General features: G+C 33.6%; 17 protein-coding genes, 1 tRNA gene and 2 rRNA genes. 7 read left to right on the top strand and 13 right to left on the bottom strand.

Annotated elements, in window-relative coordinates:
- Positions 1–162: 162 nt before the first annotated feature.
- The gene (locus QWC74_RS14135) at positions 163–816 is read right to left on the bottom strand and encodes an SAM-dependent methyltransferase (protein ID WP_006783202.1); all 654 of its coding nucleotides are present in this window, start codon (positions 814–816) and stop codon (positions 163–165) included.
- Positions 817–997: 181 nt separating this feature from the next.
- The gene (locus tag QWC74_RS14130) at positions 998–2,530 is read right to left on the bottom strand and encodes an oligosaccharide flippase family protein (RefSeq protein WP_006783201.1); all 1,533 of its coding nucleotides are present in this window, start codon (positions 2,528–2,530) and stop codon (positions 998–1,000) included.
- A 265-nt stretch (positions 2,531–2,795) separates the two neighbouring features.
- On the opposite strand from QWC74_RS14130, the gene QWC74_RS14125 reads away from it, so the two are divergent.
- From QWC74_RS14125 to QWC74_RS14115, 3 genes are all read left to right on the top strand, one after another.
- The gene (locus QWC74_RS14125) at positions 2,796–4,034 is read left to right on the top strand and encodes an FAD-binding oxidoreductase (protein WP_006783200.1); all 1,239 of its coding nucleotides are present in this window, start codon (positions 2,796–2,798) and stop codon (positions 4,032–4,034) included.
- An 84-nt stretch (positions 4,035–4,118) separates the two neighbouring features.
- Positions 4,119–4,274, top strand: coding sequence for a hypothetical protein (locus tag QWC74_RS14120; RefSeq protein ID WP_006783199.1), 156 nt, complete (start codon positions 4,119–4,121; stop codon positions 4,272–4,274).
- Positions 4,275–4,329: 55 nt separating this feature from the next.
- The gene (locus QWC74_RS14115; protein ID WP_006783198.1) at positions 4,330–4,923 is read left to right on the top strand and encodes a GNAT family N-acetyltransferase; all 594 of its coding nucleotides are present in this window, start codon (positions 4,330–4,332) and stop codon (positions 4,921–4,923) included.
- Between the two features lie 15 nt (positions 4,924–4,938).
- On the opposite strand, the gene QWC74_RS14110 is transcribed toward QWC74_RS14115, so the two are convergent.
- The 8 genes from QWC74_RS14110 to QWC74_RS14075 all read right to left on the bottom strand — a co-directional run bounded on the left by QWC74_RS14110 (position 4,939) and on the right by QWC74_RS14075 (position 13,899).
- Positions 4,939–5,865: a dipeptidase gene (locus tag QWC74_RS14110; RefSeq protein ID WP_006783197.1), complete on the bottom strand. Its 927-nt coding sequence runs from the start codon at positions 5,863–5,865 to the stop codon at positions 4,939–4,941.
- Positions 5,866–6,020: 155 nt separating this feature from the next.
- A complete protein-coding gene (locus QWC74_RS14105; RefSeq protein ID WP_006783196.1) occupies positions 6,021–7,850 on the bottom strand; it encodes an ABC transporter ATP-binding protein in 1,830 nt (609 codons plus the stop codon).
- Positions 7,851–7,852: 2 nt separating this feature from the next.
- Positions 7,853–9,577 (bottom strand): ABC transporter ATP-binding protein, encoded by a 1,725-nt coding sequence (locus QWC74_RS14100; protein WP_006783195.1) that lies wholly within the window; start codon positions 9,575–9,577, stop codon positions 7,853–7,855.
- Complete coding sequence (locus QWC74_RS14095) at positions 9,571–10,029, bottom strand: MarR family winged helix-turn-helix transcriptional regulator (RefSeq protein ID WP_006783194.1); 459 nt, start codon at positions 10,027–10,029, stop codon at positions 9,571–9,573. The genes QWC74_RS14100 and QWC74_RS14095 overlap by 7 nt, the downstream gene beginning before the upstream one ends.
- Positions 10,030–10,207: 178 nt before the next feature.
- Positions 10,208–11,581, bottom strand: coding sequence for a YjiH family protein (locus QWC74_RS14090; RefSeq protein WP_006783193.1), 1,374 nt, complete (start codon positions 11,579–11,581; stop codon positions 10,208–10,210).
- A 135-nt stretch (positions 11,582–11,716) separates the two neighbouring features.
- On the bottom strand, positions 11,717–11,845 hold the full coding sequence (locus tag QWC74_RS14085; RefSeq protein ID WP_006783192.1) for a hypothetical protein: 129 nt from the start codon (positions 11,843–11,845) through the stop codon (positions 11,717–11,719).
- Positions 11,846–11,870: 25 nt separating this feature from the next.
- Complete coding sequence (locus QWC74_RS14080; protein WP_006783191.1) at positions 11,871–13,295, bottom strand: HD domain-containing phosphohydrolase; 1,425 nt, start codon at positions 13,293–13,295, stop codon at positions 11,871–11,873.
- Between the two features lie 85 nt (positions 13,296–13,380).
- Entirely contained in the window at positions 13,381–13,899 is a 519-nt protein-coding gene (locus QWC74_RS14075; RefSeq protein ID WP_006783190.1) for a GNAT family N-acetyltransferase, read from the bottom strand.
- Between the two features lie 160 nt (positions 13,900–14,059).
- Between QWC74_RS14075 and QWC74_RS14070 the strand changes: the two genes are divergently transcribed.
- The 4 genes from QWC74_RS14070 to QWC74_RS14055 all read left to right on the top strand — a co-directional run bounded on the left by QWC74_RS14070 (position 14,060) and on the right by QWC74_RS14055 (position 19,456).
- Positions 14,060–15,037, top strand: coding sequence for a tocopherol cyclase family protein (locus tag QWC74_RS14070; protein WP_006783189.1), 978 nt, complete (start codon positions 14,060–14,062; stop codon positions 15,035–15,037).
- Positions 15,038–15,136: 99 nt separating this feature from the next.
- Complete coding sequence (locus QWC74_RS14065) at positions 15,137–15,844, top strand: response regulator transcription factor (RefSeq protein ID WP_006783188.1); 708 nt, start codon at positions 15,137–15,139, stop codon at positions 15,842–15,844.
- 476 nt (positions 15,845–16,320) lie between these two features.
- On the top strand, positions 16,321–18,402 hold the full coding sequence (locus QWC74_RS14060; protein WP_237701244.1) for a sensor histidine kinase KdpD: 2,082 nt from the start codon (positions 16,321–16,323) through the stop codon (positions 18,400–18,402).
- 34 nt (positions 18,403–18,436) lie between these two features.
- On the top strand, positions 18,437–19,456 hold the full coding sequence (locus tag QWC74_RS14055) for a D-alanyl-D-alanine carboxypeptidase family protein (protein ID WP_238581471.1): 1,020 nt from the start codon (positions 18,437–18,439) through the stop codon (positions 19,454–19,456).
- A 492-nt stretch (positions 19,457–19,948) separates the two neighbouring features.
- Here the strand turns inward: QWC74_RS14055 and QWC74_RS14050 are convergent.
- From QWC74_RS14050 to QWC74_RS14040, 3 genes are all read right to left on the bottom strand, one after another.
- Positions 19,949–20,022, bottom strand: a tRNA-Gly gene (locus tag QWC74_RS14050).
- A 9-nt stretch (positions 20,023–20,031) separates the two neighbouring features.
- Positions 20,032–20,140: ribosomal RNA gene (rrf, locus tag QWC74_RS14045) — 5S ribosomal RNA — on the bottom strand.
- Positions 20,141–20,195: 55 nt separating this feature from the next.
- Positions 20,196–20,530, bottom strand: a 23S ribosomal RNA gene (locus tag QWC74_RS14040); the annotation flags it as partial.

Below are 20,530 nucleotides of genomic sequence, written 5' to 3'. Positions count from 1 at the left end.
ATCTATTCTCCTTTCGTTACTTTATCTTTTGTGTCACCTTTAAAATTTATTACTACCTAGTTAACGATTATCCTACATAATTTTTGGCTTTTACTGTGATTTAAGCCCGCATCTCAGCTTTTTATTCAATCCAGCTTCGACAACCAAATGCTCTATAAAGTCTTAGCCTTTTAGAGGTGGTACATAGATTGTTGTTAGGTTGTCGAGTTTGAAGTTGTGATCGAGTTCGTATAATTTTACCCATTTTAGTTCTGCGATGTTGCTTCCTGCTGCACGAACAATGCATACTTCATATTCATCGTCGTAAACTTCCATTAAATCTATTTTTAAGTTTGAAGCTGTAATTTGATCAAATACTTGTGGAACAATTAGGTGTTGTTTAGGAGCTATTGCTTCATAGTCAAAATCTAAGGCGTCCATCACTTGTAACCCTTCAATCGGATCGATTGCTAATGCCGCAAACATTGGATCTAGGAAGCTTTGCCCACCTAAAACAACAGCTTCAGCTTCAGCTAATAATCGTTTTACTGCATATTCAGCCACACATGGATGACCAGGAGTTGCATAAATAATGTCACCTTTTTTAGCTTCCTCTTTTACTATTTCAATAATCTCTTCATAAACAGCTTCAAATGTATCATGCTTAATATAAATATCATCAAATGCGCGATACTCAATTCCATTTTCCTCTAAAAAATTAATCATTGGATGTTCTTTCGTTCTTAAAAATAAAGGTAATCCAGACTTTAATTTTGCCACAACGCCTAGCGTTAATTGAGACTCATCTCCTGCTCCAAGTCCTACAATGTAAATCATCCATGCTGCCCCTTTCTATTATAAACAGAAATATTTTTTAATTTTTTTATTCAATCTCAGTCCTTAGACCCTATATCCTATAGTCCAATTAAAAGTTTTTCAACTGTAAAAATTTTATCTAGACCTATATATAATTGTTGAAATAATCATTCATCATTAGAGTAAGCTATTTCATCTATCTTTATACTTTTGCTATACTCTTTACATTTTTCGCTTTCTTTTTACGTCGTTTCGCACCTTTTCCCGCTACCTTAGTCGTCATCAAGAAAATTCCCATTATCAATCCATAAACAGTTACACCAGCCATCACTTGGATCGCTAATGAAATCACATTATACATTCGCACATCATCCATTCCCGATAAAATCGTCGGAATCTGTGGTCCTAAATAATCCAGCGTCATCCAAAGTCCAAGCGTTGAAAACAAAACCTTAATCAACGTTAAAATAGATTGGCGATAAATCATCTTCTTAAATTGGAATAAATTAATGACTGCCATAATTCCAAGTGCCGCTACAGAAGAAATAGCAGCTCCGCTAATCCCCATCTCCATCGTTAATGGGGCGGTCAATCCAATCTTAACTAGGATACCCGCTAATACTGACATCACTAACCTCGAATACTGCCCCTCCTGTTGCATTACAGCCGTACTTAAGAAAATAAACGGATAGAACAAAATTTGAATCGTTAAAATCTTTAGCGCCTCTACTCCACTATTATCTTTAAACAAAGCAATATTCAATTCATCTACCACACTAAATAATCCCACACAGGCAGGAATCGATAATAACAGAACTAAGAATAACGCAAAATTAAATACCTTCTTACGTTTTTTTATATCTGTCAGACCGGCCATCTGAGGAATCGTTGAAGAGACAATCGCACTCGTAAAGACTGTTGCTGTTTGAACAATTGGTAATCCACGATCAAAACTTCCCTTTAATTTCATTGCTTCAAGAGCTGGAACTCCACTATCCACAAGTGAGTTAAATACAAAGAAGCTATCTATCAATTGAAAAATAATTAAAATTCCGGCACTTAAAAACAAAAACACACTTTTCTTAAAGAAATGCGGACGATGAGTTAACTTTAAAAACTGTTGCGGTTGATCCTTTGGCTTCTTCAAACATAAATAAGCAATCGCCATTAAAGGTCCGGCTAATCCACCTAAATAAGCAAAATAAGCTAATCGATACACGCTCTGTTCTTGTAACATAAACAAGGCGAACACAATGGTTATTACACGAATTAATTGCTCAATCGTTGTCGAGTATCCAACTTCATGAATGGTCTCTGCCCTTGTTTGAGAAACACCTCGTAAATATGATAAAGTCGGAACTAATAAAAAGGCCAATCCTACCACTTTAATTAAAAGACTCAGTTGTAAGTCTCCCATTAAATATGCAATTACATTACTTCCTAAATATAAACATCCAAACGATACTAATCCAAAAAACCATAACGAATTTCTGATGTATCGCTTAATATCCTCACTGTATCCATACGTTAACAACAACTCTGAAATAATCGTCGGTAAAACAATCCCATTCAACGTTGTATAAATACCAATCAAGGGGTAAACCTGTTGGAACACATATAAACCTTCATCTCCAGCTAGATTCTGATAAGGCACCTTATAAAGCAAACTCAAAAGCTTCACAAAAAAGGCCGTTCCAGTCAGAATCACAGTCCCCTTCATCCAACCCGACTTCATAGCATCACTCCTAAAACTCCCAATCTACTTTCTCAACTTAATATTATATCACCAAAAAATTAAATTAACCTATAAACGTCGTATCAATTATAAAAAAAGCCTATTTTTTCTTCAAATCCACTTCAAAAGCTTCCAAAATGAGCAATTTTATCAAGTATTTTTTTCCATCTTCCCAATTCTTGCTTATACTATTTGTAATTTGTGCAAATATTTTATATACTTTTAACTCAAACTAATTTTAGTTTTTTTTTTTGAGGTGATTTTTATGAGAATTATAGGTGATAGTCCAATCTGGACACGAAAAAACGAAGAAACAGTCCCTTATCCTAGATTAACACATGATTTAAAAACGGATGTTGTCATCGTTGGCGGTGGGATAACAGGTGCACTAACGGCACATTATCTAATGAAACAAAACATCAGTTGCGCTTTAATTGAAAAAAATACAATCGCAATGAATGCGACAAGCGCAGAACCAGCTCTTTTACAATACGAAATCGATAACGATTTAACAGAACTTTCTTCATTAATTGGTGAAACACAGGCACAACAGGCCTTTTTATTTGGATACCAAGCTGTAATGGAAATCAGTCAAATCGTTAAAGAAATTAACAGTGCATGTGACTTCTCATTCAAACCATGCTTCTATTATACTGAAAATCCGACTAAATTAGATTACATGGAAAAAGAATGTAAATCTCGTCAAGCAATCGGAATTCATTGCGAACTTTTCACTCCTGAAAATAATAAAGAGGATTTTAGCTTTAATTTTGAAGCTGGAATTTTCTCACATTATGGTGGTGCTATCATGGACCCTGTAAAATTCACACGTGATCTCATCGACTATAATGTAAAAAAAGGTCTTCAAGTCTTTGAACAAACAACAGTCGTTGACTACAATTTATCATCACGTGAAGTCATCCTAACAACAGAAAATGATTTTACCATTACAGCAAACAAAGTAGCAATTTGTACAGGTTACGATGCCTTAACGTGGTTTAAAAAAGAAGATCCATTCTATACACTTAGTCGTACATTCTCAATCGTATCAAAACCGGTATCAGCACTAAATGGATGGAGAGAAGAATGTCTAATTCGAAATGATGAAAAACCATACACATATCTTCGTCCAACAATGGATAACTGTATTATTATCGGTGGAGAAGATCTTGAAATCAAAAACGAAAAAGATGAAATCGCCACAATGGGGGATCGTGATCCTGAAGCATTACAACAATATCACCAACTACTACGCCGAGTTCGTCGTATGTTCCCACAAATTGAAAATATCAAAACAGATTCTTGGTGTCACGGAATCTTTATTGACACAAAAGACGGACTTCCATTCATCGGTAAACACCCTGATTACCCTGGAGCCTACTTTAACTTAGGATTTGGATCAAATGGAATCCTTTATTCATTAATTGGGGCTAAATTAATCTCACAAGACTATACAGGTAAAAATCCAAAAGAATTTGAACTATTTAAATTTAACCGTTACTAAAAAAAGAGCCACAGGCTCTTTTTTTCATACTCTTAACCTTTGGGTCATACATTTTGTATAACACATAGAAAAGGAGACTAACACATGAAACGAAAAGAAAAAATTCCAGTTAAAACTCATTACTTTATTTTAGGAATACTCGTAGGAACACTCATTATTCCTAAAATCACAAAAAGTTCTTTTGGATGCAATAATGGAAACAATTATTTCATCACAATCAAAAAAGACAATCATCAATAACACCCATTTCATGCTATCATAGAATTAAGTAAAAATCGAAGGAGCATAGTTTAACATGAAACTCGAAACAGAACATCTCATTTTATACCCACTAACGGACACACTCATCGGGCAAATACTAAATAATGAAATAACAGAATTTTCAACAGCGAAGTGGCTAACAGAAGATAATCGCACACTCTTAACGTGGATGAAAGATGAACTCTACCTTTTCATGCCACCAAAAATCGGATTTACATCTTGGATTTTTATTGAAAAAGAAACAAACCAAGTCATTGGTGATGGTGGATACAAGGGAAATCCAAATCAAGAGGGTGAAATCGAAATTGGATATGAAATAATCGAAGCTAAACGCCGCAAAGGATACGCAACAGAAGCTATTAATGCCCTAATTGATTGGGCTATGACTCATCGAGAAGTCAAATCCATTATTGCAAAATGTCACTATGAAAACATCCCATCCCAAAATCTCGTCCAAAAGCTACAATTCACCTTTGTAGGCGAAGAAGATGAAATGAACATCTATCAACTTTACTTTGATGAACATCCACTCTTTAAAGCTTTTAAATGCGTGATTATCGGTGTAGCCTGCTTAGGTGCTATCATCCCACTTTCAAAAAAACTAATTAAAAAGGCTAGTCGTAAATAAACGACTAGCCTTTCCTTATTGTTTCAAAATACGATTAATGACTTTCTTAGCATTTATATGCGTAATATCGTCAATCTCCATACTACTATAACCTCGACTCATCAACTCATCAATAATAAGTTGTGCCTCTTTTGCACTACCACAGTCTGATAAGTTGGCATTCACGCCATCTTCTGATAAATAGTTCATAAAGTCAAAACCTAACGCAATATACTTACTGCCAACTAACTTCTTAATATAATCAATATGATCAACCATTGCTTTAATTGTATACTCATCTGAATGCACAAAATCAGGCACAGCTGTAACCCCAATCACACCACCGGTTTCTGCAATCCCTCTAATTTGGCCATCCGTTAAATTACGTCGATGCCCTCTTAAAGCATAGCAATTCGAATGGGAAGCAATAACAGGCTCAGTTGTGACATCTAAAATATCAGTCATCGTTTTAATACTGGCATGAGAAACATCGACAACCATCCCAAGCTCATTCATTAACTTTACTGCCTGACATCCTAAATCTGTTAAACCAGTATCACTATCCGCAAAAGCTCCACAACCAAAATGATTAACTTCATTCCAAGTTAACATGGCATGTCTAAATCCTAAATCATATATCTTTTTTAAATGATTTAAGTCCTGAATAGGTGCTAAACTTTCAAGCCCAAGAATTACATTTACCTTATGATCAGCCCAATCATCCTGTGATTTAACAATCTGAACATCTGGTGATTGTTCAACTTCCTCTAGTATATATCCAATTGCTTTATCAAAATCATCGCATAATAAATGCTCAACATCTGTAAAATACGTCCAAATTCCCCCTGTTATGTTACCTTCTAACTGTTCTGGAATATGGTAATCTTCAACAATACCTCTTTTACCTTTTAATCGTTTTGCAACGATGTTATATAAAATATCGGTATGCGTATCAAAAATCAATGGGTCCCCCTCCTTAAAGATAAGGTCATAAGATATGCTACTCATTTCCTATTATATCGCAATTTTTCCTAAAAAGAGCATATATCATTCCTATTTTTCCGACAAAATAACTCTAAAAAAGGTAAGTAATCAACTTAGATTACTTACCTTTTTGATTATTCTTCTTCGTTGCTAAACTGACTATTATAAAGGTCAGCATAGAAACCATTTGCAGCCATTAATGTATCATGATTTCCTTGTTCAATAACATCGCCATCTTTCATAACTAAGATGATATCTGCTTCACGAATAGTGGATAAACGATGAGCAATCACAAAGCTTGTGCGACCCTTCATTAAAGTTTTCATCGCATTTTGAATTTGTAACTCAGTACGAGTATCAACGCTACTTGTAGCCTCATCTAAAATCATAATCTCAGGATCTGATAATAAAGCACGAGCAATAGTTAATAACTGTTTCTGACCTTGAGAAATATTTGATACTTCCTCATTTAAGATTGTGTCATAACCATCTGGTAAAACACGAATAAAGTGATCAGCATGTGCCGCTTTAGCTGCCGCAATAACTTCTTCATCTGTTGCATTTTCTTTTCCATAAGCAATATTATCACGAATGGTTCCATTAAATAGCCAAGTATCTTGAAGTACCATTCCAAATAACTTACGTAAATCACTACGTTTCATATCGTTAATATCGACACCATCAATTAAGATTTGTCCATCGTTCACTTCATAAAAACGTAATAATAAATTAACTAATGTCGTTTTTCCTGCACCAGTTGGACCTACAATAGCCACCATTTGACCAGGTTCAGCTTTAATATTCATATCTTGAATTAAGATTTTATCTTCACGGTAACCAAATTTAACATGATTAAATTCAACAGCACCACGAGGATTGTCAAGTTTTACTGGTTGAGCTGTTTCAGCCGTTAACTCTTCTTCATCTAATAATTCAAATACACGCTCTGCAGATGCTACAGTTGACTGAATAATATTTGAAATCTGTGCAACTTGTGCCATTGGTTGAGTAAACTGACGGCTATATTGAATGAAAGCTTGAATATCTCCAATAGAGATACGTCCTTTTGTAACTAAAACTCCACCAACTACAGCCACTAATACATATCCTAAGTTTCCGATAAAACTAATGATTGGCATAATTAATCCAGATAAAAATTGAGCTTTCCATCCCACTTCGTATAAACGATCATTAACTTCATCAAACTCTGCAATAGCTTTTTTCTCATGGCCAAATGCTTTAACAACATTATGACCTGTATACATTTCTTCGATGTGACCATTTAATTCACCTAATGTACGTTGTTGACCGATGAAATATTTTTGAGATTTTTTTACAACTTGCATCATTAAAATTCCCGATAGAGGTACGACAATAATCGAAATCAATGTTAATAACGGGCTAATTGATAACATCATGATTAATACCCCAATAATCGTTGTTACTGAAGTAATAACTTGAGTAATTGATTGTTGCAATGTCGCACTAATGTTGTCCACATCATTTGTAAAACGACTTAATAATTCTCCATGTGTATGTGAATCAAAGAATTTTAACGGTAGTTTAGCTAACTTTTGATCGATCTCTTCACGTAAGTCATAGACAACTTTTTGTGAAATACCAGCCATAATAAACTGTTGTAAATAACTAAAGGCCGCACTTAAAACATATAATCCAATTAAAATTAAGATAATTTTCCAAATATAACTGAAATCAATCGGAGTTGGATTTTTAACTCCAGTCATTAACTCCTGAATTGGGCGAAATAATTCATTTGTAATCTTCGCCATTACTTTAGGTGAAACAATAGAGAAAATGACACTTGTAATGGCTGCTAATATTACAACAATTAAACCTACACGATAAGGTTTTAAATACTTACTTAAACGTGATAACGTTCCTTTAAAATCTTTTGCTTTTTCAGTTGCTCCACCATGTGGGCCACGTCCCATAGGTCCCGCCATAATTATTCCTCCTCTCCTTGTTTAAGTTGTGATTCAACAATCTGTTGGTAAATTTCATTTGTTGCTAAAAGTTCTTCGTGTGTTCCGCATCCTGCAATGCGTCCTTCATCCATAACTAAGATACGATCGGCATCCATAACAGTACTTACACGTTGAGCAACAATAATCACTGTCGCCTCTTTTGTCTCTGCCTTTAATGCTGCACGTAACTGTGCATCTGTTTTAAAGTCTAATGCTGAAAAACTATCATCGAATAAATAAATTTCTGGCTTACGAACAATAGCGCGAGCAATTGATAAACGTTGTTTTTGCCCACCAGAAACATTTGTCCCACCTTGAGCAATCGGTGATTCTAATCCGTCTGGCATTTTAGAAACGAAGTCTGTTGCTTGGGCAATATCTAAAGCATGCTTAATTTCTTCATCAGTCGCATCTTCTTTACCATATCGAATATTATCTCGAATCGTTCCTGTAAATAAAATAGCCTTTTGTGGAACATAACCGATTTTTGAACGTAATAAAGCTTGATTCATCTCTCGAACATTGACTTCGTCTACTAAAACTTCTCCTTCAGCCGCATCATAGAAGCGAGGAATCATATTCAATAAAGTTGACTTACCTGATCCCGTTCCACCAATAATCGCCGTTATTTCACCTGGATTAGCTTTAAATGAAATGTTAGAAATCGCATGTTCTTCTGCTCCTTCATATCCAAACGCAACATTTTTAAACTCTACAACACCCTTTAATGAAGGTTGTGCTCCATTAGCTGGATTTTGAATTGGAGATTCCATCTCTAATACTTCGTTAATACGTACAGCCGATGCTTGAGCACGTGGGATTAACACAAACATCATCGTCAACATTAACATTGAAAATAGAACTTGAGTCAAATATTGAATAAACGCCATTAAATCACCGACTTGGAAACTTCCTTCGTTAATACGAATTCCACCAAACCAAAGAACAGCAACAATTGATATATTTAAAATTAACATCATTAATGGCATTAAAGATCCCATTAAACGATTAGCTGTCGTTGCAACACGTGATAAATCTGAACTTGCTTGATTAAATCTTTTTTGTTCAAAATCAACTTTATTGAATACGCGTACTACACGGATCCCTGTTAAATTTTCGCGAACAACAAGATTTAACTTATCAATACGTTTTTGCATTTTTTCAAACATTGGCATTGTAAACTTGGCAATAACACCAATAACAACAACGATAATTGGAATAACCACTAAAATAATCGTTGATAACCCAACATCCTTACGAAGCGCCATAATCAATGCTCCAACAATCATTAACGGAGCACTTAACATCATACGCATCATCATAATGGTAACCTGTTGAACTTGATTGATATCATTTGTTGTTCTTGTAATTAACGATGCCGTTCCGACAGTATTGACCTCAGTCAGTGAAAAAGATTCAACTTTTTCAAATACTTTCTTTCTTAAATCACGACTAAATCCTATCCCAATTCGCGAAGAAAGATAACTACTACAAATAATACAGACTGTTCCTAAAAGAGCAACAGCAAGCATTACTCCTCCGCGTCCTAAAATGTACGAAACATCCCCTTGAACAATCCCAGTATCGACAATGTCAGACATTAAATCTGGCAATGCAAGGTCAGTCATAGTTGAAATAAATACTAAAATTAATACTCCAACAACCATTAACCAATAAGGCTTTAAACCTTTAAATAATTTTAACATCCTTTATACCTCCCTTGACATGAAATATCACCCAAATTGTCTATTAACTTTTGGAAAATATTTTTAGCTTGCTTTAACTCTTCATCAGTAAAATTACCAAACCCTTTTTGATTCATCTCATCAAAAATTTTCTCAACCACATCTGATTGTTGTTTTCCATACTCAGTTAAATAAACATGTGTTACCCTTTGATCTTCTTGGCTACGACGTCGCTCAATCATCTGATCTCGCTCCATACGTTTTAGCATCGCACTAATAGTAGCAGGCGTTACATTCAATTTAGTTGCTAACTCTACTTGTGTCATTCCATCATGTTTACTTAAAACATGAATAATTCCTGGCTGTGAACGACAAAAACCCTGTTCTTCCATTCGCTTATGTACAGTCACCATTTGAAGACGAATAACATGAGATAACAGTTTTGCTAAATCTCTTACTTCATTACTATCCATCATGTCACCTCGCTTTAATCTAATTCTATATTACTTCTACCTATTTAATTAGTCAACTAACTATTAGTTAACTAATCATTTTATACAATTCTGCCACATAAAATATCGTTTTCAATATTAGTTTTGGATTTTACCTGAAAATACATACAAAAAAAGCTCACATAAAGTGAGCTTTAAATTAAAAAATTAAATGTGCAATTAATGCGATAACAGGTAAAGTAATCAACGTACGTTGAATGAAAATAATAAATAATTCTTTTAAACTTACCGGAATTTTTGATGCTAACAACAATGCTCCAACCTCAGATAAATAAATTAACTGTGAAACAGAAACAGCTGCGACTACAAATCGAGTCATCTCGCTCTCAATCCCTGAAGCTAAAATCGATGGTAATAACATATCAGCAAATCCCGCTACAAGCGTTTGAGATGCTGCCATCGCCTCTGGAACCTGTAATAACCATAAAACTGGATAGAATGGTAATCCTAAAATTTTAAATAATGGAGTGTACTCTGCTACCACTAATGCAATCGTTCCAACCGCCATAACAATTGGAATAACTGCTAACCACATATCTAAAACATTTTTAAATCCATCCACAAAAACAACCTTAACTAAATCCTGCCCCTTAGCCTTCTTAATAGCCTGGTTTAAACCATGTGAAAAGCTACTTGATCCCGCTGGAATAACCTCATCATCTTCTTTTGGAGTTCCATCAAAGAATATATCTGGCTTCTTCGATAAAGGTGGTAATTTGGGTAAAACAATGGCTGCCACTAAACTCGCCACGGTTACCGTAAAATAGAAAGGTAAAAACATACGGCTCAGTCCAACCGTATCAATAACGACTAAACTAAACGTAATTGATACTAACGAGAATGTTGTTCCAATAACAGCTGCTTCACGCTTTGTATAAAAACCATCCTCATACTGCTTACTCGTTAATAAAACACCAATCGTCCCATCTCCAAGCCAGGAAGCAATACAATCAATCGCAGAACGCCCCGGTAAATTAAAGACAGGACGCATGATTTTAGATAATAACGTTCCAATAAACTCTAACAATCCAAAATTCAATAATAACGGCAAGAATAACCCTGCAAATAAAAAGACAGAAAATAAAATCGGTAATAAATCATATAAAACAAGTCCGCCTGTATCTCCTGAATAAATCGGTGCAAATCCCACCTCATAAAGAGCTATCACAATAAATACAGCCGCTAACATACGAATAACAAACCAAACAGGTGTTACATTAAACAACGTATTTAAAAAATCATTCTTAATAATAAACTTCGGTGAAAAAATCTTGGTCACTAATGTTCCAACCGCTGTAATCATAACTAATAATAATAAAACCATCGGTAATACATCTGCAAACGTCGATTGAACCCACTTCGATAAAACCGCAACAGGAATCGTAATCTCTCCACCAATAGAAATAGGTGTCATAAATAAAAATACACCCAGTAACGAAGGAATCACAAACTTTAAAACTCCTCCTAAATTTTTAGAGCTACACGAGCCAAGATTTCCAGTATTCTTCTTCATAATTTCTACCTTCCTTATTTAAAATTTACTTTTGATTTAATAAGTATACTTCCAACCATTGAAGTTATCAACCTTTTCCAACAATAAAATTCAAATTATGACACAAAAAAGGATTAAACTTTACAGTTTAATCCTTTAATTTTTTTGCCATGCAATTAAAACTAAATCTGCTCCAAATTTTTCAGACAACTCCGCCTCAACACGTTTTAATTCACGTAACTTATCATAACTTAAATTCGCAATATGAAACTCTTTACTATCCATAGTATTCACCTCATCTTTAATATCTTCAATTCCCAAAAGAATATTCCCTTTCAATCACATTCGCAAAAGCTTCAACAACCACTGGATCAAACTGAGCTCCACTACATCGACGAAGTTCAGTTATTCCCTCCTTATAACTCATTGGGTGATTATAAGATCGCTTTGAAGTCATCGCATCAAAACTATCCGCTACTGCTAAAATTCGAACCAAAAATGGAATTTCATCCCCTTCTAAACGAGAAGGATATCCACGTCCATCAAAACGTTCATGATGATGTCTAATAAACATCTGAAACGGAGCTAACTCCTCAAATAACTGAATCAGTTCTACCCCCTGTTCAACATGAGACTTCAATCTTAGCCACTCATTCTCTGCAAGTGGCATTCGCTTATTCAAAATAAACTGATCCATATCAAGCTTCCCAATATCATGTAAGTAAGCCCCACAAACTAAAAGACTTTCCTCATCATCACTGATTCCAAGCTCACGTCCAAGACATTGACTATACTCAACAACCCGCATCACATGACCATACGTATAACTATCCCAAACACGCAAAAATCCCATCAACATCTTAATCGCCGTCACCACATCACTATCTATCCCATTCATATGTCTCATCATCCATGCATACCGATGTAAACATTCCTCACTATTTACAATATCCTCAACCTTCTTAACTAAATTCACCCCATCCTCAGGGTAGTACACAATCCCACTCTTTAACTCAACCTCTTTGATTTCATAAATTCTTTCCTCAAGCCATTGCACCGATTTTCCCTTATCTGCATCCGGCAAAATAACCATAAATCCATTCAATCCATATCTAAACGTAAACTGACTATTTAATATGCGTGCTATCTTCTTTTCTACCTGTGGATAACCCTCATCATCCATCCTAACAAAAATCAATGAAAACATCCGATTATTAGAAATAAAACTTTCTAACACCTCATCAAAACAAGATTCACTCAGCACACCTGTTAAAAAATCACGAGATTGATAAAAATAATCACGCCATCCCCCTACAAAATAACTCACCATCAACAAACTAATGCTCCCAAAATAATTAGTTTCTAAAAACAAAAGAATACCTGAACATAAAAAACTACTTAATAATCCAGCACGACGTCCATAAATAATTGTAATAAACAAACAAACCATCATAAAAATCAGTGAATATGCACCTCCACTAACTATTCCTAAAAACAGTCCCGTCATCACAAACAACATACAATCAAAAACTTCTTTTTTAATCTTACTAACCATAAACCCAATCCCTGTTAAAAGCGAAACACAACCAAGAATTAAAAAAAACTTCAATTCCTCATCAGAAAAGCTAATTTCAAAAATAAATAGCATACAAACAAAACAGATTCCTACTAATAAACTTAGGATTTTAATCATCTTCTCTATACTATCATTATATTGTTTCATCAAATCTAACATCTAACTCACCTCATGATATAAAAAAAAGAGACTCAATTGTCTCTTTTAAGATCTGCATTTTTATGGATATTATTCATATAAATTGTTAAATATATAAATCTTTATCTACCCCATACACCTTTTCATTTAAAACTCTTCTAAATTTAATTTGCGCCTCTTCTGATAATTCAGTATTTGAAGACATAATCTTTAATTCTAACCCATCCATCCCTTCATTTAAAGATGGTTGAAAATGATAATGTGGATTTAATTTAAATCCTAATTTTTCATAGAATCTAACACGTCTTTTTGTCAGTTCATCAACAGGCGGTTCAACTTCTAGAATAACCACTCGATTTTCATCTTCAGCTATAACCTGTTGAACTAGTTTCGTTCCAATTCCTAGTCCTCGAACCTCTGGATTACATGCTAAATGTTCAATATAAATAAAATTATCAAACTTATAATAGGCACAAAAACCAGCAACTTCATCTTCATGCATGTAAGTTTTAATAAAATAATCATCACGCTCTAATAAAGCTTTTTGTCCTTCGTAATTTCTCATTTCCTCTTGTGGAAATGATTTTTTCATAATGGAGAAAACTTCATCAAATTTTAAAGTCATGTTATCATCCTTTCATCTTATCTAATCCCATCATATCCTGTTCCTTCATGGCTTGCAACTTTTTTCATTTAATGGTTTAAAAATCTACTTTTTGACACATAATAAAAAAAATATAAATCTCTTTTTTAGCAATGGCAAATTATTATATGGAGAGGTAATAATGAAAATAAATCCTGATTTATATCATGGCCAAAATCAATACACTAATTTTTTTGAGGGGTGGTATTTTAAAATTGTGGATAGTACGGCCACTTACGCCTTAGCATTTATTCCTGGAATTTCCCGGGGGAAAGATCCACTCGATCATCATTGTTTTATTCAAGTCGTCAACTTAATTGATCATAGTTATCAATATTTTCGTTATAGTACAAATGAATTCTACTCAAATCCACGTCATTTAAAGATCAACATTGGATTAAATGAATTCAGCCTTAGTAAAATTAATGTTCAACTTCTAAATTCTGAAGAAGAAATTAAGGGAGTCCTATTCCTTAGTCCTCGAAAAAAATGGCCCGATACTAAATTTAATCCAGGAAGTATGGGTTTTTATAATCACTTTTCTTTTATGGAATGTTACAGTCAGGTTTGTGCTTTAGATGGAACGATTGAAGAAGGGCACCTTAAAGTGAATGGAAAATTAATCGATTTCAGTAATGGAAAATACTATATCGAAAAAAATTGGGGCAAAAGCTTTCCAAAATCGTGGATCTGGATTCAAAGTAACAGTTTCAATGATCAACGCGCTACTCTTACATGCTCTCTTGCTACCATCCCTTTCCCACTTGTAAAGGAATTTAGGGGCTTTATCATAGGTGTAACAGTTGATAATAATTTTTATTCTTTTACAAGCATAAACAAAAGCTCTATTACGTTGAATGTTTGCGATAGAGATATTATTTTATGTGCGACTCGGAAACATTTACACCTTGTTGTAAAAACTAAAACTAACCCGCATGATTTTGTTTTATGCTATGGTCCTAAAGACGGTGAAATGGTTCCTCTTGTTGAAGAAACTCTTTTAGGTGAAATTGAAATGACATTACTTGATACCAAACGCAATATTATCCTTTATCAAGGAATCGGCAAAGCCTGTGGTATTGAATATGGTGGGGAACAGATGAACCTTATTGACCAATAAAACTTTACTCTTTTATCCTCGTATCTAGGATTAATTTGCCATAAATAAATTAATTAAGGTATAATAACTTAAAATGAGATGAAGGAGGATTAATATATTATGAAAGATTCTCGTGTCTTAGTTGTTGATGATGAACGTGAAATTCGCGAAGCTATTCGTATTTATTTACGTGGCGAAGGAATTGAAACAATCATGGCCTCTAACGGTGAAGAAGCACTAGATTTAATGAAGACCAATGAGATTCACTTAATTTTAATGGATGTTATGATGCCGAAAATGGATGGAATTGTTACCACTAGTCTAATTCGTGAATTCTCCAACGTCCCAATTATTATGTTAACTGCAAAATCAGAAGATACAGATAAAATTATGGGGCTTTCACTTGGAGCTGATGACTACATTACAAAACCATTTAATCCGATGGAACTTGTGGCTCGAGTTAAAAGCCAATTACGACGTTATTTAATGTTAGGGGCTAAGTCATCTAATCAACAAACAACTGACGAAGGCACTATCGAAATTAATGGGCTTCGTATTAATTTATCAACTAAACAAACATTTGTTGATGATATAGAAGTAAGATTAACCCCTACCGAATTTAAAATTCTTAGCTTATTAATGAGAAATAAAGGACGTGTATTCTCAATTAACGATATTTATGAACGCGTATGGGATGAACCAGGATACAATGCAGAAAATACAGTTGCTGTTCATATTAGAAAAATACGTGAAAAAATCGAAATTAATCCTAAAGAACCCAGATACCTTAAAGTAGTATGGGGTGTTGGATATAAAATCGAATCTTAGATTTATCCTATATACTATTTCTTTGAGAAGGAATTAAGTTAAAAGGTTACGTTCTTTTCTTAAGTCATTCGTAGAATCTACTCATGATCGTGTAGAAACTAGTGTAGCATCAACAGAAAATTCAATCAGTTATCATTCGTATTTAATTAATCCCAACTTCATCAAACTGGACAAAACGCTACCTTATTAGCTATAATATTGGTCTACTAAATGCACCTCAATCTAAAGAATCCCAAAAGGCATTTAACAAGCAATACTAAAAATTCAAAAAGCTATTAAAGGATATGAGAAATTAGTTAAAATGGATGTAAACAAGCAAGTTAAAATAAATCGTTCCCCTCAACTTAAACCTTAAAAACATAGTTTCAGAACTATGTTTTTTTTATTAAGAAATTCTTAAGAAATCAAATAACTAATTGTTAAGATATTGATGGTATCTTAGTATCATAATAAAACTATAGATTGGAGCTGAGTATATGTCTGAAAAAACAAATTCTTCTATAAAACAAAAGACTCTTCACAACAATTGGATAAAATTTTTAGTCTGCTGTTTTATTTTTCTATTATCTTTCACTTATGTGACCCAAAATATAAATAACCTATTTCCATTGAATTATTTTGAATCTAGTCAATATGCTTCACAGGTCGATGACTTCTTACACTGGTTTTATGATATCAAAATTCAATTACCACAGGTTAGCATCCCATTAGATAGTATTGAAGTATCAAAAGAAGAGATACTAGATGCTAAAGTAAATTCGAATCAATATAGTAACTATTTATACAATGAAAATACAGATGAGCAAATATCAATCACTTCTCTTTCTGATGAAGAATTAAAACAATTAATCCAATTTTCTAAGTATGAAAAAAATCAACAGTTACTCCAAGAATATCAAAATTATAACTATTCGGAAAAAGACGCTTTTTATTATCAATTAACCGATACTAATGGGGCAACATATAGCAACCTACCAAGCGATAGTGTTCCTACATTAAACACTATTCAAATTCCTTACAAAGGAAATAACCAGGATAATTTTGCGCGTGTAAACAATAATTCTCATAACTATGGTCTAACTGGAACATTATATCTTCCTAAAGCATCTATGGGAGATTCTACAATTCTCCAAAGTTATCAACAATACACCAACAATAAAATATTCCTCGTTATTGGATTTACAATTACAATGATTTCATTACTTCCTTTATACCATTACTATAAGAAGATACAATCGACATCTATCCAACTACCCGAACAATTAAAGTGGATAGAAGCAAAATATAAAACTCTTCCCATTGAAATAAAAGTGATTTTATTTATTTGGACCATTATATTGTTACAAGATTATACTGTATTTGGTTATTGGAATATACAGTATATGTTTTCACACTGGTTAAATACAATCACTAAATTTGCATCTATTTTCCTATTAATTTATGTTTTTATCCTTCAATTTAAAAGATTAATCTATCTCCTTAAAAATCCATCTATCATAAAAAAGGAATGGGAGAATGGTCTTTACAGCACTAATATCGATGATATTAGAAATCTCCCTATCTATCGTAAAGTTTTTACAAAAGTTTTAATGTATACCATCTTTATCGGCCTTTGGGGAATAATAATTGGAACATCAATTATTGATGGATTTGCATTCCTACTAGTTGGAGCAATAAGTTTTGTTCTAGCACTCATTGTTTTACTTAAAATTCAAAGAAGTTGTAAAACAATTCAGGTCATCAACGATTCATTAGATTCTATGGCACAAGGGAAATCTACATCTGATATCCACATTTCTGGCCAAGGATTAATCCCAGATATGGCAAAAAACATCAATATTATACGAGAAGGATTTATTCTTTCTAATCAAAAACAATCGAATAGCGAACGACTAAAAACAGAACTCATAACAAATGTATCTCATGATTTAAGAACACCTTTAACAAGCATTTTAAATTATGTTGATTTAGCTAAACGTTCAGATATTACTGCTGAAGAAAGACAAGAATATTTACAAATAATTGATAATAAATCCAAGCGTCTTAAAGTTTTAATCGATGATTTATTTGAAGCTAGTAAGATGGCAAGTGGGGCTGTTGAATTATATAAAGAACAAGTTGATTTAGTTGCTCTAATGCATCAGTCTATTGCTGAATATGAAGATAAGTTTATTGAACATCAATTAATTTTGAGGAGTAAAACATCAGCTCCACAAATGTATGCCTACTGTGATGGAAGAAAGATGTATCGAGTATTTGAAAATTTATTTGGTAATATTATAAAATACGCTCAATCAGGGACTCGTGTTTATTTAGAAATGTTATATGAAGGATCAGAAATTGTCATAACTTTAAAAAATATATCGAATTATGAATTAGGATTTGATATAGTAGAGTTAACCGAACGATTTAAACGTGGAGATAGTTCTCGTAATACTGAAGGATCAGGACTAGGATTAGCAATTGTAAAATCAATTCTAGATTTACATGGTGCTACTTTTGAATTATCTCAGGACGGGGATTTATTTAAAGTTACAATTAAAATAAAAAAACTATAGATTCTTCAAATTAGATAAATAAGGAGTAACAAAAATGGCTAAAAAAAACGTCGTAATCAAACGAAAAAAAAAGAAATTAATACTAATTCGATTATCAATCATTAGTCTAATTTTACTTACATCAATTATTTATGTTGCTACCATCTTAAATAAACCTCATTTTACTACTCAAGCTCAAACAATAGAATACCTTAATGATAGTTTGATTGTTAGCAACTTAGAAACTAGATCTATACCTAATAGATTTTCGACTGAGCAACGTGAGTATTTAGACTCTTTTAATTTACCTGATGAAACGTTGGAACAGCTTACATCTTCTCCAAAATTTAATATCGATTCTATGCAAACTTATGCAAATATTTTAAAAAGTAATCGTAATTATTCAGTACAATATGCATTAAACTATGTCCTTTATCCAAATGTAAAAACAAACTTCTATAAAGACACTGTAGAAGTAGCACATCCAGATAATTTATTAGTTTTAGTTAATAAAAACTATCGATTACCTTCAGATTACATTCCAAGTGATTTAGTATATCTCAATGTTCCTTTATATCGACCAGATACAAATAATGAGGCTAACTACTTAAGAAAAGTAGCTGCAGACGCTCTTTCATCACTATTTAGTGCGGCTAATCAAGAAAAAGGATATGCATTAATTGCACGTAGTGGCTATCGCTCATATAAAACCCAAGTTAATTTATATAATAATTATGTGTCCACTAATGGTCAACAATATGCAGATTCTTATAGTGCACGCGCAGGTCATAGTGAACACCAAACTGGTCTAACAATTGATATAACGGCAAAATCAGTAAATGAAGGTTTATCTCAGACTTTTGGTCAATCAAAAGAAGGTGCATGGGTAGCAGAAAACGCTCATAGATTTGGATTCATTATACGTTATCCACAAGGGAGAACAGCAGAAACAGGATATGAATACGAACCTTGGCATTTAAGATATGTCGGTGTGGATGCAGCTACATATATCTATGAGAATAATTTAATTTTAGAAGATTACCTATTAGAAAAAGGAGACATAGGCTCTTTATAATAAATAAAAACACACTGTAAATCATACAGTGTGTTTTTATTTATTATAAAGATATATTAACTGGCATCTCCTCAATGTAATTTAAAATTTACTCTAGTTATTTTAAATTAAATCACTATTAACACTAAATGACATTATTATTATTTTGGAAAATAATAATAATAATGTCATTTAGCATTTCAACTAGGTTAGCTCACTACTTAATAATACTATTGAATAGCATATGAATGTAGCTAGAATCACTCTTAGTTCTTGTTGTAGTAAGGATAAAAGATTATCCTTCAAGATCTGATGTACTTTGAGTCTGATATTAAAATTATAATTCATATTTCTCATGCTGATTAAAAGATACCATTTAGCGATTAGAGATATTACTAGATTATATCAATACCTGTATTAAATGAAGTTAACTTAATATCTAATATTATCAAATCTTTCAGTCACCTCTTTGACGCACAAAAAAAGCACTCTTTCGAGTGCACTATTCGCTATTGGAGCGGGTGAAGAGAATCGAACTCTCACAGTCAGCTTGGAAGGCTGAAGTTCTACCATTAAACTACACCCGCATTTCTTTGGCCCAGCAACGTCCTACTCTCGCACTTGCGTACTACCCTCGGCGCTAAGGAGCTTAACTTCTGTGTTCGGTATGGGAACAGGTGTGCCCTCCTTGCCATCGTCACTAGACCTTTTGGAGATTCTTTCGTTAATCTTCCAAAACTAGATATCTTCTTCAGTTTCTTTGGTTAAGTCCTCGATCGATTAGTATCAGTCCGCTCCATGTGTCACCACACTTCCACTTCTGACCTATCTACCTTGTCGTCTTCAAGGGATCTTACTTCTTTCGAATGGGAAATCTCATCTTGAGGGGGGCTTCACGCTTAGATGCTTTCAGCGTTTATCCCGTCCACACGTAGCTACCCAGCTATGCTCCTGGCAGAACAACTGGTACACCAGCGGTGTGTCCATCCCGGTCCTCTCGTACTAAGGACAGCTCCTCTCAAATTTCCTACGCCCACGACGGATAGGGACCGAACTGTCTCACGACGTTCTGAACCCAGCTCGCGTACCGCTTTA

Origin of the sequence: uncultured Turicibacter sp. (genome assembly GCF_938044715.1) — a bacterium.
Lineage (GTDB): Bacteria > Bacillota_I > Bacilli_A > MOL361 > Turicibacteraceae > Turicibacter > Turicibacter sanguinis.
The sequence above is the reverse complement of the archived record's forward strand: the minus strand, read 5'-3'. Positions and strand labels throughout refer to the sequence as shown.